At 73.0% G+C, this 15,571-nt stretch carries 11 protein-coding genes; 2 read left to right on the plus strand and 9 right to left on the minus strand.

Annotated features, from left to right (window positions below):
- Window positions 1–38: 38 nt before the first annotated feature.
- On the minus strand, window positions 39–2,075 hold the full coding sequence (gene gyrB, locus CRP39_RS16540; RefSeq protein ID WP_097207472.1) for a DNA topoisomerase (ATP-hydrolyzing) subunit B: 2,037 nt from the start codon (window positions 2,073–2,075) through the stop codon (window positions 39–41).
- Between the two features lie 302 nt (window positions 2,076–2,377).
- Window positions 2,378–3,793, minus strand: coding sequence for an APC family permease (locus tag CRP39_RS16545; protein ID WP_097207473.1), 1,416 nt, complete (start codon window positions 3,791–3,793; stop codon window positions 2,378–2,380).
- Window positions 3,794–3,930: 137 nt separating this feature from the next.
- On the opposite strand from CRP39_RS16545, the gene CRP39_RS16550 reads away from it, so the two are divergent.
- Complete coding sequence (locus CRP39_RS16550; protein ID WP_097207474.1) at window positions 3,931–5,454, plus strand: SDR family oxidoreductase; 1,524 nt, start codon at window positions 3,931–3,933, stop codon at window positions 5,452–5,454.
- 45 nt (window positions 5,455–5,499) lie between these two features.
- On the opposite strand, the gene CRP39_RS16555 is transcribed toward CRP39_RS16550, so the two are convergent.
- The 7 genes from CRP39_RS16555 to dnaA all read right to left on the minus strand — a co-directional run bounded on the left by CRP39_RS16555 (window position 5,500) and on the right by dnaA (window position 14,842).
- Window positions 5,500–7,263: an ABC transporter ATP-binding protein gene (locus CRP39_RS16555; protein WP_216359772.1), complete on the minus strand. Its 1,764-nt coding sequence runs from the start codon at window positions 7,261–7,263 to the stop codon at window positions 5,500–5,502.
- The gene (locus CRP39_RS16560; protein WP_143426677.1) at window positions 7,260–8,273 is read right to left on the minus strand and encodes a hypothetical protein; all 1,014 of its coding nucleotides are present in this window, start codon (window positions 8,271–8,273) and stop codon (window positions 7,260–7,262) included. The genes CRP39_RS16555 and CRP39_RS16560 overlap by 4 nt, the downstream gene beginning before the upstream one ends.
- A gap of 41 nt (window positions 8,274–8,314) precedes the next feature.
- Window positions 8,315–8,815: a DciA family protein gene (locus CRP39_RS16565; protein WP_097207476.1), complete on the minus strand. Its 501-nt coding sequence runs from the start codon at window positions 8,813–8,815 to the stop codon at window positions 8,315–8,317.
- Window positions 8,812–10,014, minus strand: coding sequence for a DNA replication/repair protein RecF (gene recF, locus CRP39_RS16570; protein ID WP_097207477.1), 1,203 nt, complete (start codon window positions 10,012–10,014; stop codon window positions 8,812–8,814). Before recF ends, CRP39_RS16565 begins: the two co-directional genes overlap by 4 nt.
- Before the next feature lie 65 nt (window positions 10,015–10,079).
- Entirely contained in the window at window positions 10,080–11,012 is a 933-nt protein-coding gene (gene gnd / locus CRP39_RS16575) for a phosphogluconate dehydrogenase (NAD(+)-dependent, decarboxylating) (protein WP_097207478.1), read from the minus strand.
- Between the two features lie 116 nt (window positions 11,013–11,128).
- On the minus strand, window positions 11,129–12,289 hold the full coding sequence (dnaN, locus tag CRP39_RS16580; protein WP_097207479.1) for a DNA polymerase III subunit beta: 1,161 nt from the start codon (window positions 12,287–12,289) through the stop codon (window positions 11,129–11,131).
- A gap of 768 nt (window positions 12,290–13,057) precedes the next feature.
- A complete protein-coding gene (gene dnaA, locus CRP39_RS16585; RefSeq protein ID WP_097207480.1) occupies window positions 13,058–14,842 on the minus strand; it encodes a chromosomal replication initiator protein DnaA in 1,785 nt (594 codons plus the stop codon).
- A 591-nt stretch (window positions 14,843–15,433) separates the two neighbouring features.
- Here dnaA and rpmH point away from each other — a divergent pair.
- The gene (gene rpmH / locus CRP39_RS16590) at window positions 15,434–15,571 is read left to right on the plus strand and encodes a 50S ribosomal protein L34 (protein WP_089305879.1); all 138 of its coding nucleotides are present in this window, start codon (window positions 15,434–15,436) and stop codon (window positions 15,569–15,571) included.

Genomic DNA, 15,571 nt, shown 5'->3' on the forward strand with positions numbered 1-15,571 from the left:
GTCCTTGTACGAGCAGTGGGGAGCGAGGGGGCCGTTCCTCAGACGTCGAGGAAGCGGACGTCCTTGGCGTTGCGGGTGATGAAGCTGCGGCGGGCCTCGACGTCCTCGCCCATGAGGATGCTGAACAGCTCGTCGGCGGTCGCGGCGTCCTCGAGCGTGACCTGCAGCAGGATCCGCGTCTCGGGGTTCATCGTGGTCTCCCACAGCTCGGTGGCGTTCATCTCACCGAGACCCTTGAAGCGCTGGATCGCGTCGTCCTTGGGCAGCTTGCGGCCGGACTCGGCGCCGGCCTTGAGGACGGCGTCGCGCTCCTTGTCGGTGTAGACGTACTCGTCACCGAACTTGCCGCCCCACTTGATCTTGTACAGCGGCGGCTGCGCGAGGTAGACGTAGCCGGCTTCGACCAGCGGCCGCATGAAGCGGAAGAGCAGCGTCAGCAGCAGGGTGCGGATGTGCTGGCCGTCGACGTCGGCGTCGGCCATCAGCACGATCTTGTGGTACCGCAGCTTGGAGACGTCGAACTCGTCGTGGATGCCGGTGCCGAAGGCAGTGATCATCGACTGGACCTCGGCGTTCTTGAGGACCCGGTCGATGCGCGCCTTCTCGACGTTGATGATCTTCCCGCGGATCGGCAGGATCGCCTGGAACATCGAGTCGCGACCGGACTTGGCCGAGCCGCCGGCCGAGTCGCCCTCGACGATGTAGATCTCCGAGGCGCGCGGGTCGGTGGAGCGGCAGTCGGCCAGCTTGCCGGGCAGCGAGTTGTTGCTCAGCAGGTTCTTCCGGGCCAGCTTGCGGGCGTCCTGCGCCGCGCGCCGCGCCCGGGCCGCCGACGAGGCCTTGTTGATGATCGTCTTGGCCTCGGTCGGGTTGGCCTCGAACCAGTGCGCGATCTGCTCGTTGCAGATCTTCTGGACGAAGCCCTTGACCTCGGTGTTGCCGAGCTTGGTCTTGGTCTGGCCCTCGAACTGCGGGTCGCCGAGCTTGACGGAGACGATCGCGGCCAGGCCCTCGCGGATGTCCTCACCCGTGAGCTTCTCGTCCTTGGCCTTGAAGAGCTTCTTCTCCTCGGCGTAGCGGTTCACGATCGAGGTCAGCGCGGTGCGGAAGCCCTCCTCGTGGGTGCCGCCCTCGTGCGTGTTGATCGTGTTGGCGAACGAGTAGACCGACTCGGAGTACGCATCGGACCACTGCATGGCCACCTCGACGCTCATCCGCATGTCGTTCTTGCCGGTGCCCTCGGCCCCGAAGCTGATGATCGAGCGGTGGATCGGCGTCTTCTTGACGTTGATGTGCTTGACGTAGTCCTCGAGCCCGCCGTCGTAGCGGTAGGTGATCTCGGTCGGCTCGAACGCGCGGGCCTCGGCACCCGGCTGGGGGGCGATCTCGGCGAGCGTGACCTCCTCGGCCAGGCCGGTCTCGGCCTTGCTCTGACCGGGCCGCTCGTCGCGCAGCACGATGGTCAGGCCCTTGTTGAGGAAGGCCATCTCCTGCAGCCGGCGGCTGATGGTGTCGAACGAGTAGCTCGTCGTCTCGAAGATGTCGCTGTCGGCCCAGAAGGTGATCTGGGTGCCGGTCTTGGTCGTCGGGCCGACCTCCTCCAGCGGACCGGGCTTGGCCATGTCGTAGGACTGGTGCCACTCGGTGCCGTCGCGCCAGATGCGCACGTCCAGCCGGGTGGACAGCGCGTTGACGACCGTGACGCCGACGCCGTGCAGGCCGCCGGAGACCGCGTAGCTCTTGCCGTCGAACTTGCCGCCCGCGTGGAGGATGGTCATGACCACCTCGACGGTGGGCCGCTTCTCCACCGGGTGCATGTCGACGGGGATGCCACGGCCGTTGTCCTCGACCCGGACCCCGCCGTCGGCCAGGAGGGTCACCCGCACGGTGTCGCAGTGGCCGGCGAGGGCCTCGTCGACGGAGTTGTCGACGACCTCCCACACCATGTGGTGCAGACCCCGCTCACCGGTGGAGCCGATGTACATGCCGGGACGCTTGCGCACGGCCTCGAGGCCCTCGAGGACCGTGATCGAGCTGCCGGAGTACGCGTTGTCAGTCTGGGGTCGAGCGACCACGTGGGGCCCTTCTGTCGCGCAACCGACGCACGGCTCCCCCGCAGGGCGGGGAGGGCAGGACGCGGGACGGCGTTGCACCTTCGAGGGCGCAGAACGACGCTGAGCCGGTTGCTGGCGGTTTCTCGTCTCCCAGGATACCGGGTGGTACGACAGGAATGCCGCCGTCCACGCCCTCAGGGCGTTCCTGCGCCACTCCGGGCTCGCTCGCCACCCCCTGTGGCGGCCCCCGGGTCGACATGCCGTCCCGGGCTCGCCTGGCGGCCCGGTCGACGGGCGGCCCCAGCGGGGGCAGGGGTCCGCCGTCAGTTGACGGGGCCGCCCTTGGTGAACCGGTCGGGGTCCAGGGGCGGGACGGCGGGCCCGGTGCGGCGGTTGATGAGCACCGTGACGCCCCACAGGACGACGCCGATCACCAGCAGCACCCCGGCGATCCGGTACTGCTCCGTGGGCCGGCCGGCCCACGGCGTGGCCAGGAACGCGCAGGCCAGGGCCCCGATGACGGGCAGCACGGTGGGGGTGCGGAAGTGGTCGGCGTCGATCTCGTCCTTGCGCAGCACCAGGACCGCGACGTTGACGACGGTGAAGACGATCAGCAGGAGCAGCGCCGTCGTGCCGCCCAGGGCCGGCACCGCGCCCACGAACGTGATCAGCCCGAACGCCAGCGCGGTGGTGAAGAGGATCGCGGTGGTGGGGGTGCGCCGCTTGGCGTGCACCCGGCCCAGCAGCGGCGGGAGCACGTGCTGGCGGCTCATCCCGTAGACCAACCGGCTGGCCATCAGCATGTTGATCAGCGCCGAGTTGGCGACGGCGAACATCGTGATGACGCCGAAGATGCCGATGGGGAAGCCGGGCGCGCCGGCCTCGACGACCTGCAGCAGCGGGGTGTCGCCCTGGCTGAGGGCCTCGGCCGGCACCAGCGCGATCGCCGAGATCGAGACGAGCACGTAGATGAGCCCGGTGGCCAGCAACCCGGCGAGCAGCACCTTCGGGAAGATCCGCCGCGGCTCCTTGCACTCCTCGGCCATGTTCACCGAGTCCTCGAAGCCGACCATCGCGAAGAAGGCCAGCCCGGTCGCCGCGATCACCCCGCCGACCACCGACCGGTCGCCGGTGTCGAACTCCGTCACGCGGGAGAAGTCGCCCTCGCCCAGCCCCAGGGCCCAGACGCCGACCCCGATGACGATGAGCAGGCCCGAGAGCTCCACGCAGGTGAGCACCACGTTGGTCTTGACGCTCTCCCCCACCCCGCGGTGGTTGACCAGCGCGACCAGTGACATGAAGCCCAGGCCGATGAGGGTGATCCCGATGCCGTCCTCGATGCCGAGCCCGAACACGCTGGCCGCATTGGCGCTGAACGCCCGGGCCGCGGTGGACGCCGAGGTGATGCCGGAGCTCATCACCGCGAAGGCGACGAGGAAGGTGACGAAGTGGATGCCGAACGCCTTGTGCGTGTACAGCGCCGCGCCGGCCGCCTGCGGGTACTTCGTCACCAGCTCCAGGTAGCTGAACGCGGTGACCAGCGCGACCAGGAACGCGACCAGGAACGGCAGCCACACGACCCCGCCGACCTGGGCGGCGACCTGGCCGGTCAGCGCGTAGATCCCGGTGCCGAGGATGTCGCCGACGATGAACAGCAGGAGGAGCCCGGGCCCCATGACCCGCTTGAGGGTGGGTTGACCGTCCTCGGTCCGTTCCGGTGCCTCGGTGGTGTCGGCCATGGCTGCCTCCTGCTGAGCTCGTGCCGGGTCACGTCCCTGTCCGACCCCGTTGGCCGTGCCGTGGTGCCCGATCGTGGTCCTCGTGCCCGTCGCGCGCGACCCGAGCGCGACACCTTCCGACGGCCGACACTCGGGCCATGGCCGAACCCGTCGCCCCCCCGAAGACCTGCCTCGTCACCGGGGCCACCGGCTACATCGGCGGGCGGCTGGTGCCCGAACTGCTCGCCGCCGGTCACCGGGTGCGGGTCATGACCCGCACCCCGGAACGGCTGCGCGACCACCCGTGGGCCGGCCGGGTCGAGGTGGCCCGCGCCGACGCCGGGGACGCCGAGGCGGTCGCGGCCGCCTGCGCCGGGGTCGACGTCGTCTACTACCTGGTCCACGCCCTGGGCACCGGCCCGGAGTTCGAGGAGACCGACCGGCGGACGGCGCGGGTCGTGGCCGGCGCCGCCCGGGACGCCGGGGTGGGGCGGCTGGTCTACCTCGGCGGGCTCGAGCCGGCCGACGAGGAGCTCTCCCCGCACCTGCGCTCGCGCGCGGAGGTGGCGCAGATCCTGCTGGCGTCCGGCGTGCCGGCCGTCGTCCTGCGGGCGGCGGTGGTGCTGGGGTCGGGGTCGGCGTCGTTCGAGATGCTGCGGTACCTGACCGAGCGGCTGCCGGTGATGGTGACGCCGCGGTGGGTGCACAGCCGCATCCAGCCGATCGCGATCCGCGACGTGCTGCGCTACCTGGTCGGCTGCGCCACCCTGCCGGCCGACGTCTCCCGCTGCTTCGACATCGGCGGCCCCGACGTCATGGACTACGCCGAGATGATGCAGCGGTTCGCGACCGTGGCCGGGCTGCCGCGGCGGCGGATCCTGCCGGTGCCGCTGTTCACGCCGTCGCTGTCCAGCCACTGGGTCGGTCTCATCACCCCCGTACCGGCCGGGATCGCGCGGCCGCTGGTGGAGTCGCTGCGCAACACCGTGGTCTGCGGCGAGCACGACATCGCCCGGTACGTGCCCGACCCGCCCGGCGGGCTGCTCGGCTTCGACGAGGCGGTGCGGCTGGCGATCCAGCGCGTCTCGAACGCCACGGTGGCCACCCGGTGGTCCTCGGCCTCCGTGCCCGGTGCGCCGTCGGACCCGCTGCCGACCGACCCGGACTGGGCCGGCGGCAGCCTGTACGTCGACGAGCGCACCCAAGAGACCACCGCGACGCCGTCCGCACTGTGGCGGGTGGTCGAGGGCATCGGCGGGGAGAACGGCTGGTACTCCTTCCGGCTCGCCTGGGAGGTGCGCGGCTGGCTGGACCGCGCGGTCGGCGGCGTGGGCCTGCGGCGGGGACGGCGCTCGCCGTCGCAGCTCTACGTCGGCGACGCCCTCGACTTCTGGCGCGTGGAGGAGATCGAGCCCGGCCGGCTGCTGCGGCTGCGCGCCGAGATGCGGGTACCCGGGCTGGCCTGGCTGGAGTTCCACGTGGAACAGGAGGGCGGGCGCACCCGGCTGCGGCAGAAGGCGACCTTCCGGCCGCACGGGCTGTTCGGCCACGTCTACTGGTGGGCGCTCGTGCCGTTCCACGGGTTCGTGTTCGGCGGGATGCTCCGCAACACCTGCCGCGCCGCGGAGACGCATGATCAGCCTGGCTCACCGGAGCGCGTCCTGGTTCAGCGCCGACAGTGAGCCAGGACGCCGCAGGATCAGCCAGGCTGATCGTGCGGCGACCGGTCACACCAGCAGCTGGGCGGCGGCGAGCTCGCGGTACAGGGGGCTGGACTCGACCAGCTCGGCGTGGGTGCCGCGGGCGACCACCCGCCCGCCGTCGAGCACCACGATCTGGTCGCTGTCGAGCACCGTGGACAGCCGGTGGGCCACCACGAGCAGGGCGCGGTCCTCGGCGGCCGCGGCGAGGGTCTGCCGGAGCAGTTGCTCGTTGCGGGCGTCCAGGCTGGCGGTGGGCTCGTCGAGCAGCAGCAGCGCCGGGCGGGACAGCAGCGAGCGGGCGATCGCCAGCCGCTGCCGCTCCCCACCGGACAGCAACACGCCCTCGTCCCCCACCGGCACGTCGAGCCCTCGCGGGGAGCGCTGCACCACCTCGGTGAGGCCGACGTCGGCGAGCACCGCCCACAGCTGGGGGTCGGTGGCGTCCGGCGCCGCCAGTAGCAGGTTGTCCCGCACCGAGCCCGCGAGCACGGGGGCCTCCTGCTCGACGTACCCCAGTCGCGCTCGCAGCCCGGCCCGCGGCAGGTCGCGCACGTCGGTGCCGGCCCACCGGATCGCCCCGCCGGTCAGCGGGTAGAAGCCCTCGACCAGCGCCAGCACCGTCGACTTGCCCGCACCCGACGGCCCCACCAGCGCCACCCGGCTGCCGGCCGGCACCGCCAGGGACACCCCGCGCAGCACCTCGGTGCCGTCCGGATAGGCGAAGGAGACGTCGTCCAGTTCGAGCAGCGGGACCTCGCGGGACGGCGGCGCCGGCGGGACGGCGACGGCGGCGCTGCCGCGCTCGGGCCGGGCGTCCTCCTCCGGCGCCAGCCCGAGCACCTCCTGGATGCGGGCCAGTGCCCCCAGCCCGGTCTGCAGCTGGGTCCAGGCGCCGATCGCCTGTCCCAGCGGCATGACCAGCAGGAACAGGTACAGGATGAAGGCGACCAGGTCGGCGACGGAGATCGTGCCGGCCGCCACCCGGTACCCGCCCAGCCCGAGGACGGCGAGGAAGGCCCCCTGGACGGCGATCGAGCCGGCGGGGGAGACCAGCGCCTCCAGCCGCGCCACCCGGACGCCGGCCGCGTAGGCCCGCCCCGCGCTGGCGCCGACGACGTCGACCTCGCGGGCGGTGGCGCCGCTGGCGCGGATGGTGCGCACCGCCGACAGCGCCCGCTCCACCGCGGCGCTCATGGCGCCGACCTCCTCCTGGGCCTGCCGCGACAACCGGCGCACACCCCGGGACACGGAGGCGACGACGGCCACGCCGATGGCGACCGCGACGACGGTGACCAGCAGCAGCCACGCGTCCACCAGGGCCATCGCGACGAGCGCGCCGACGCCGACGACCACCGAGCCGACGATGTCGACGACGCCGGAGGTGACGGTGGCCCGCAGCAGCGTGGTGTCCGCGCCCACCCGGGACATCAGGTCCCCGGTGCGCCGCCGGTCGTACTCGGCGATCGGCAGGCGCAACAGCCGGTCGGCCACCGTCCGGCGGGTGGAGAGCACCACCCCCTCAGCGGTGCGCTGCAGCAGGTACTGCTGGAAGGCCGACACCGCCGAGGCGGCGACCACGACGACGACGAGCGCCACCACCGCCGGCAGCAGGAGCTGGCCCTCCCCGACCGCCTCGATCGCGCGGGCCACCAGCGCCGGCTGGGCCAGCGCGCCCGCGGCGGCCACCAGGGACAGCCCGGCGGCGCCCAGCAACGGCCGGCGGTGCGGGCGCAGCAGCGGGAGCAGCTCCCGCAGCCCGGCCGACGGCGCGCCGTCGGCCGCGGTCACGAGGACGCGGCGAGGGCGCCGACGATCGCGGTCAGCAGCCGGGCGTGGTGCTCGATGAGCTCGGGGCGGTGGCCGTCGGGCCGGATCGCGGCGACGAAGCCGCCCGCCCAGCTGCTCCCCTGACTGGCCGACGTCCAGAACTCGTCGCCGTCGTCGGTGCCCAGCAGCAGCCCGCGCACCGTCGCGTCCGCCACCAGCCGCCGCGTCACCGGGCCGTCCTCGGCGGCCAGCAGCACCCAGCGGGCGTCGAACTCCGGGTCCCCGCTGGGCACCTGCACCAGCCCGCCGGTGCGGTGCTTCCAGAACCGGGCCGGCGACAGCCGCAGCGACGGGACGGGGATCAGCACCGGCGCCGCGGTGATCGCGTACTCCGGCACCGCGTAGCGCCCGGAGGCGTAGAGGACGTCGAAGGCGACGAGCTCGGTGGAGCCGTAGCGGCCGCGCATCACCCCGGCCGGCCGGTGGTCCTTCGTCGCGCGGACCGGCGCGGAGGCGACCAGCTCGGCGAGCGGGGCGTCCTCCGGGCCGGTGCCGTCGGAGATCGCCCAGCCGTGCTGGACCGCCCAGCCCTGCGCGCCGACCACGTCGCCCTGGTAGGCGAAGACCCGCTCCACCTCACCCGGCTGGCGTGGACGGCGACCGCCGAACAGGCCCCCGCGCACCGGCTGCTCGGCCGGTGGGGGTGCCGGCTCCGGCGAGGGCCGGTCCCACGGCTCGTCGGACGACGTCCGGTTGTCCCAGGCCTCGGCCGGCGCCGGGGAGCCGGTCCCGGCGGGCGGTGGAACCGGTCGGACGGGCTCGGCGGCCGGCAGGTCCCAGCCCGGCGGCTGCCAGGAGGCGCCGGCGTCGGACGGCGGCTGCGCACCGGCGGGACCGTCCTCGGGGAACCGTCCCGGGGCCGAGCCGGGCGCCGGCTGCGCGTCGTCGTCCCCCAGGTGGGCGGGCTCCCGCCAGCCGCTGCCGTCGTCGGGCCGGTCGTCGAAGCCGTCGCGGTCGCGGGGGCTGCTCATCGCTGCATCGTCCTCCCGGAGCGGTCCGACGCGGACCGCTCCTATCCGTACGTGTCCCGTGGCCCCCGCCCGCGGACCGAGCGCGGGCCCTTCTTCCAGCTGGGGGCCGTCGGTCCGACAACGCGCAGGCGGGTCACGACGTCCCCGCCGACCTGCGCGCGCAGCCGGCCGAGGATGGTCGGGGCGAGCAGCCGCAACTGCGTCGCCCACGCGGTGGACTCCGCGACGACCAGCAGCTCGCCCTCGGTGAGGGTCTGCGGGGTGCAGTGTGCGGCGATGTCCGGGCCGACCAGCGCCGACCAGCGCCCGAAGACCGCGCCCACCTTGGTGTGCGTGCTCCAGTCCTGCGCGGTGACCAGAGAGTCGACCAGCCGGCCCAGCGGCTGTGGGTCGTCGTCCCCGGGCCGGGCGCCGGTCCAGGTCCGCCGCGGACCGGCGATCCGCCGCCGGGTCGGGCGCGGCCGGGCCGCCGACGCGGCGCGGGCGGCCTCCAGCGCCGCCCGCGCGATGTCGCTGGGCCGGGCGGGCGGGTCAGCGCTCACCGGACCTCCTCCTCGAGCACCGCAGCGTCCACCGGACCATCCTCGGCTGCCGCGGGGGCCAGTGGAACCGCCTGCCCACCGGCGACCTGCACGACCGTGCCGCGCAGCTCCGCCGGGACGTCGTCGAGCACCGCGGCGGTGATCAGCGTCTGCTCGGCCGATCGGGCCACCGCGACCAGGGCCGCGCGCCGGTCGGCGTCCAGCGTGGCGAAGACGTCGTCGAGCACCAGCAGCGGCTCCTCGCCGTCGGCCCGCAGGAGCTCGAAGCAGCCGAGCTTGAGGGCGAGCGCCAGCGACCAGGACTCCCCGTGGCTGGCGAACCCCTTGGCCGGCATGGTGCCCAGCGAGATGACCAGGTCGTCGCGGTGCGGCCCGACCAGGGTCATCCCCCGGTCCACCTCCTCGGCCCGGCGCTCGGCGACGCGGTCCCGCAGCGCCGTGCTGAGCTCGGCGGCGTCCGGCAGCCGGGCCCCCTCGACCAGCGGCGTCCCGTCCCCGGCCAGGGGGACGGTGCTGGCGTAGCCCAGCGCCGCCACCGCGGCGTCGGCCCCCGCGACCCCTGCGTAGGCGCGGGCGACGTGCGGACCGAGGTCGGCGAGCAGCCGCAGGCGGGCGGCGAGCAGCTGCCCGCCCAGGTCGATCAGGTGCCCGTCCCAGACGTCGAGGGTGGCCAGGGCGTTGCCGCGGGCCAGCCGGGCGGTCTTGAGCAGGGCGTTGCGCTGCTTGAGCACCCGGTCGTAGTCGCTGCGCACACCGGCCAGCCGCGGCGTCCGGCTGACCAGGAGGTCGTCGAGGAACCGGCGCCGCTCGGCGGGGTCCCCCCGCACCAGGACGAGGTCCTCCGGCGCGAACAGCACCGACTTCACCAGCCCGAGCAGCTCCCGCGGCCGCGGCAGCTGAGCCCGGTTGACCCGCACCCGGTTGGCCCTGCCCGGGTTGATCTCGATCTCGACGAGCAGCTCGCGGTCCTCGCGGCGCAGCGCCGCACGGACCACCGCCTGCCCCGCACCCTGGCGGACCAGCGGGGTGTCGCTGGCGACCCGGTGGCTGCTCATCGTGGCCAGGTAGCCGACGGCCTCGACGAGGTTGGTCTTGCCCTCGCCGTTGCGGCCGACGAAGACGGTCGGTCCGGGGCGGAGGGCCAGGTCCACCCGGTCCCAGTTGCGGAACGAGCCGAGCTGCAGGTGCCGGACGTACACGTGTCAGGCCCCTGAGGGGCAGAAATGGCCATTTCTGCCCCTCCGAGAGGTCGGGAGGAGCGTGCTCACGCGGGGCGCTCGGCCTCCTGCTCCCGGACCGCCTGCACCGCGTGCCCGCCGAACTGCTGGCGCAGCGCGGCGACGGCCTTCATCGTCGGCGAGTCCTCCTGCCGCGAGGAGAACCGGGCGAACAGCGAGGCGGCGATCGTCGGCATCGGGACGGCGTTCTCGATGGCCTGCTCGACGGTCCATCGCCCCTCACCGGAGTCCTCGGCGTACCCGCGGATGCGGTCGAGGTCCGGGTCCTCCTCCAGCGCGCGGACCAGCAGGTCCAGCAGCCACGAGCGGATGACGGTGCCCTGGGTCCAGGACTTGACCACCCCGGGGACGTCCTCGATCAGGTTGACGGCGGCGAGCAGCTCATAGCCCTCGCCGTAGGCCTGCATCATCGCGTACTCGATGCCGTTGTGGACCATCTTCGAGAAGTGCCCGGCGCCCACCGGCCCGGCGTGCACGAAGCCCGCACCCGGCATCTCCTGGCCCGAGGCGTCGACCGGCGCCGGCGGCTTGAGGGCGTCGAAGGCCGGCTGCACCTTGGCGACGTCGTCCTTCGTGCCGCCGACCATCAGCGCGTAGCCGTTCTCCAGGCCCCACACCCCGCCGGAGACGCCGGCGTCGACGTAGCCCACGCCCTTCTCCCGGCACAGCACGTCGTGGACCTGGTCGTCGGTGTACTTGGAGTTGCCGCCGTCGACGATGACGTCGCCGGGGCTGAGCAGCTCGGCCAGCTCCTTGACCGTCGCCCGCGTCGGCTCCCCGGCGGGCACCATCACCCACACCACCCGCGGGGCGGAGAGCGCCTCGACCAGCGCGGGCAGGCTGTCGACGTCCCGCTTGTCGGGGTGGTGGTCGAAGCCGACGACCTCGTGACCGGCACGGCGCAGCCGCTCGGCCATGTTGCCGCCCATCTTGCCCAGCCCGATCAGCCCCAGCTGCACGACGACGTCCTCTCCTCGCAGTAGAAGGACCCTCCTGCCCCCCACCACTCGCAGGCTCGCGGCGGGACCCTGCAGGAGAGCCTGCCTCGGCACGGGCCGAGGCGCGACCGGTTGGTTCACCCAGGCAGGCGCACCGGCATGATCAGGTAGCGGTAGCTGCCGGGCCGCTCGGCCGGCTTGGCGGGGGCGTCGTCGTCGGCGGCCGGCTCCTCCACACCGGACAGGACGGCCGGCTTCAGCGGGCTGGTGAAGTCCATGCGCGCCCGGGGCGTGTGCACCGCGGCCAGCCCGTCGAGCAGGAACGTCGGGTTGAAGCCGATGGTCAGCGGCTCCCCGTCGAACTCGACGTCGCAGCGCTCCTCCGCCTGCCCCTCGTCGTCGCTGCCACCGGCCCGCAGGGTGACCTGCCCCGGCGTGAACTCACAACGCAGCGGCGTACCGCGCTCGGCGACGAGGGCGACGCGCTTGGCGGCGTCGGTGAACAGCCCGACCGGCAGCACCGCGTTGGCGTGCGACTCGCTGGGCATGATCGCGCGGTACTTGACGAACTCGGCGTCCAGCAGCCGGGTGGTGGTCTGCCGGTCCTTGCCCGACAACCCGAGGATGCCCTCCCCGGAGGTGCCGGAGGACAGCGACAGGGTGATCTCCGGCCCGCTGGTCAGCGTCTTGGCCGCGTCGGCCAGCGTGCGGGCCGGGACGAGGACCGCCGCCGACAGCCCGGGCGTCTCCGGACGCCAGGCGAACTCCCGCACCGCCAACCGGTAGCGGTCGGTGGCCGCGAGGGTGACGAGGTCGTCCTCGATCTCCAGCCGGACACCGGTGAGCATGGGCAGGGTGTCGTCACGGCCCGCGGCGACGGCCACCTGGCCGACCGCCTCGGCGAAGACGTCACTGTCCACCACCCCGGCCGAGGACGGCATCGACGGCAGGGAGGGGTAGTCCTCCACCGGCAGCGTCGGCAGGCTGAACCGGGCGTTGCCACAGGCAATGGACAGCCGCGGGCCCTCCGCGGTGACGTCGACCGGGTGCGGCGGCAGCGCCCGCGTGATCTCGGCCAGCAGCCGGCCGGGCACGAGCGTGCGACCACTCTCCGTGGCCTGCACGTCGACCTCCGCGCGGGCGGAGACCTCGTAGTCGAACCCGCTCACCGACAGCTGACTGCCGTCCACCTCGAGCAGGATGCCGGCCAGGACCGGCACCGACGGCCGGGGCGGCAGGCTGCGCGCCGTCCACGCAACGGCATCGGCGAGCACCTCACGTGCCACCCGGAACTTCATGACCCGATCCACCCCAGCTCTGTCGTACCGCTTCGTTGCGGTGCTCATGGTGCCGTGTGACAGGGACATGCGGGTAACTGCGGCCCCGATCAGGTGTGCTGGAGCCCCTCGAGACCCTGCTTCCCCACCCTGAATGTGGTTCGAGAACTCATCGAGACAACTCCCTCATCCTCGTCATCACTGGTGTGGAAGCTGGGGATCGAGGCCCTTTGCGCAGGCCAGCCCCGAAGTCGACATGTTGGCCGACTGTGGGTGCAGCGACCGTCCCTGTTGTCGACACGTGGACATCTCGACGTCCGTGCACACCGACCGCCGTCTCTCCACCTGCTGTCCCCTGGTTCCCCCAGTACCCGTCCCCAGGTCCTGTGCACGACGGCGGCGCCGATGGCGCGACCGGACGGGGGCTCGGCCGGCACGGAACGCATACCAGCAGGTCAACGACGTGCGGACGACGGGGAGGTGGCCAGGGGACGACGGCACTCCCACGGAGAGGCGTCACGACGCGTGAGGTGGTCGGTACGAGATACCCCCAGACTGTGCACATCCCTGGGGACAACTCGTCGACGAGTCGACCGCAGGCCGGACGGCCAGCGCGGCCTTCCCCGGACGAGGCACGGCATGACGCCATGCACACGGTTGCCCACAGGTGTGGAGAAGTCGACAGTCTCCACCGGCGGCCCACCGGCCGCCACCGCAGCGGACCGTCGTCGTCCGGGTGTCCTGGCCCGCCCCGTCGGCCGGCGTCGCCGTCGACCGAGGCGTCCCGGGCTACTGGCGGGCGCGGCTCTTGATGCGGGCGGTCAGCTCCGTGACCTGCGTGTACGTGGCCCGGCGCTCGCTCATCAGGTTGGTGATCTTCTTGACGGCGTGCATGACCGTGGTGTGGTCCTTGCCGCCGAAGGAGGCCCCGATCCGCGGCAGCGACAGCTCGGTCAGCTCGCGGCACAGGTACATCGCGATCTGCCGGGCGTTCACCAGCGTGCGGCTGCGGTTGGCGCCCTGCAGCTCCTCCATCGTCACGGAGAAGTACTCGGCCGTGGCCGCCATGATGATCGCCGCGGTGATCTGGGGGCCCTGCTCGTCGCTGATCAGGTCCTTGAGCACCAGCTCGGCCAGCGGCAGGTCGACCTGCTGCTTGTTGAGGCTGGCGAACGCGGTCACCCGGATCAGGGCGCCCTCGAGCTCGCGGATGTTGGTCTGCACCTTGCTGGCGATGAACTCCAGCACCGCGTCGGGCACCTGCAGCCGCTCGCCGTAGGCCTTCTTCCGCAGGATCGCGATGCGGGTCTCCAGGTCCGGCGCCTGGACGTCGGTGATGAGGCCCCACTCGAAGCGGGTGCGCAGCCGGTCCTCCAGCGTCGTCAGCTTCTTCGGCGCGCGATCGGAGGTGATGACGATCTGCTTGCTGGCGTTGTGCAGCGTGTTGAAGGTGTGGAAGAACTCCTCCTGCGTCCGCTCGGCGCGCTCCAGGAACTGGATGTCGTCGATCAGCAGGAAGTCGATGTCGCGGTAGCGACGGCGGAAGTCCTCGGCCCGGCCGGAGTGCACCAGGTTGATGAACTCGTTGGTGAACTCCTCGGTGCTCACGTAGCGGACCCGCACGTTGGGAAACATCCGCGCCGCGTAGTGCCCGATGGCGTGCAGCAGGTGCGTCTTGCCCAGCCCGGAGTCGCCGTAGATGAACAGCGGGTTGTAGGCCCGTGCCGGCGCCTCGGCCACGGCGACCGCCGCGGCGTGGGCGAACCGGTTGCTGTTGCCGATGACGAAGCTGTCGAAGACGTACTTCGGGTTCAGCCCCGGGTCCTGCGCACCGGCCGGCGCCCGGCGGTCGCCGAACAGCGGGACGGCGTCGCCGCCGCGACCGCCCGACCCGCGGCCCTCACCCCGGCGGCCCCGGCCGCCGGCCGGCGGCCGGTCGTCAGCGTGCCCACCCGGTTCCAGGTCGAAGGGGAGGACGGCGGCACCGTCCTCGTCCACGTCGCCACCGCCCCAGTCACGGTCGGCTCCGCGGGTGCCCCGGCCGGTGGCCCGCCGCGTCGGCGGGCTCCAGTCGGTGGCCGGCCGGTCCTCGTCGTCCCCGGCCGGCGCCGGCCGCTCCGGGGGACCGGGGCGGCCGGTGACGTCGCGCTCCCAGGTCAGCGGCCGGGTGACGTCGGCACGGACGCCGAAGGCACTGCGCCCGTCGTCGGCACGGTCCTGCGTCGCGCGGTCCTCCTCGGCGCGCTGCGCCTCCACCGCGGACCACGGGCGCCGGGTGGGGACCTCCACCCGCGGCTCCTCCTCGGGCCGCGCCGGGGTGTCCTCCACCTGGACGGCGACCCGGATGTCCCGGCCGAGCTGCTCGGACAGCGCCTCGGCCAGCACCCGGCGCATGCGCGACTCGAGCACCGTCTGGGTGAACTCGTTGGGCGCCGACAGCACCGCGGTGTCCTCGAACACCCCGACCGGACGGGTCAGGTTCAGCATCGCGTTCTGCTGTGGGGACAGACTCGTCGCCAGCCGTTCGCGGATCTGGTCCCAGACCGTCGCCAGGTCCACCGTGGCATCGGCCATGACCGTGTCCTCCCCAAACCGTGTGTTCGTCGCCACTGCCGCCAGGGTGCGCACCGCCGCGACCGGCCCCCCTTCGACAGTTCCCTGCTGTGGACAGGCGGGCACACGGTGTCCACACCGTCGTCCACAGGCTGTGCACGGTCGGCGACGCGCTGGTCCGGCAGCCGCTCGTGCGGACCGGGCAGGGACGTCGTCGCTGGTCAGGGAGGTGGTCGAGAGGTTGTTCGGTGAACGCGGTGGTCGGTCGACCCAGCGGGGCGGCCCCTGCGCCGGACGCGGATGTCCGGTGTGGAGCGACGGCGACGCTAACAGCCTCGTCCACAGCCCGGCAACGAGACCGGCGCGGTCGCCCGGCGCGCCGCGGGAACCGTCGTCGCCGGGCACCGGCGCACCGTCCTCCTCCGTTCCCGGGGGTCGGGGGACCGGAGTGGTCGGTGTGCGGACGGCCTCTCCGGCCCTCGCGATTCCTCGGCTATGCTGGTCGGAGTCTGTGGACGGGGTGCCGGTTCCTGCCGAGCTCCAACCGTCCCTCCGCGCGTGCCTGCCCCCCGGCCGGTGCGCACCGTCGATGTCGTGTAGTGGGAGTACCTCGTGAGCAAGCGCACGTTCCAGCCGAACAACCGCCGCCGGTCCAAGACCCACGGCTTCCGGCTGCGGATGCGCACCCGCGCGGGCCGGGCGATCATCGCCGGCCGTCGGCGCAAGGGTCGCGAGAAGCTCTCCGCCTGA

Source organism: Geodermatophilus sabuli (genome assembly GCF_900215145.1).
In the GTDB taxonomy this organism is placed as follows: Bacteria; Actinomycetota; Actinomycetes; order Mycobacteriales; family Geodermatophilaceae; genus Geodermatophilus; species Geodermatophilus sabuli.

Bases quoted from the DNA above. Each gene is read 5' to 3' on its own strand.
- CRP39_RS16545 (WP_097207473.1), bottom strand. From the start codon at position 3,793: ATGGCCGACACCACCGAGGCACCGGAACGGACCGAGGACGGTCAACCC.
- CRP39_RS16550 (WP_097207474.1), top strand. From the start codon at position 3,931: ATGGCCGAACCCGTCGCCCCCCCGAAGACCTGCCTCGTCACCGGGGCC.
- CRP39_RS16560 (WP_143426677.1), bottom strand. From the start codon at position 8,273: ATGAGCAGCCCCCGCGACCGCGACGGCTTCGACGACCGGCCCGACGAC.
- dnaN (WP_097207479.1), bottom strand. From the start codon at position 12,289: ATGAAGTTCCGGGTGGCACGTGAGGTGCTCGCCGATGCCGTTGCGTGG.
- dnaA (WP_097207480.1), bottom strand. From the start codon at position 14,842: ATGGCCGATGCCACGGTGGACCTGGCGACGGTCTGGGACCAGATCCGC.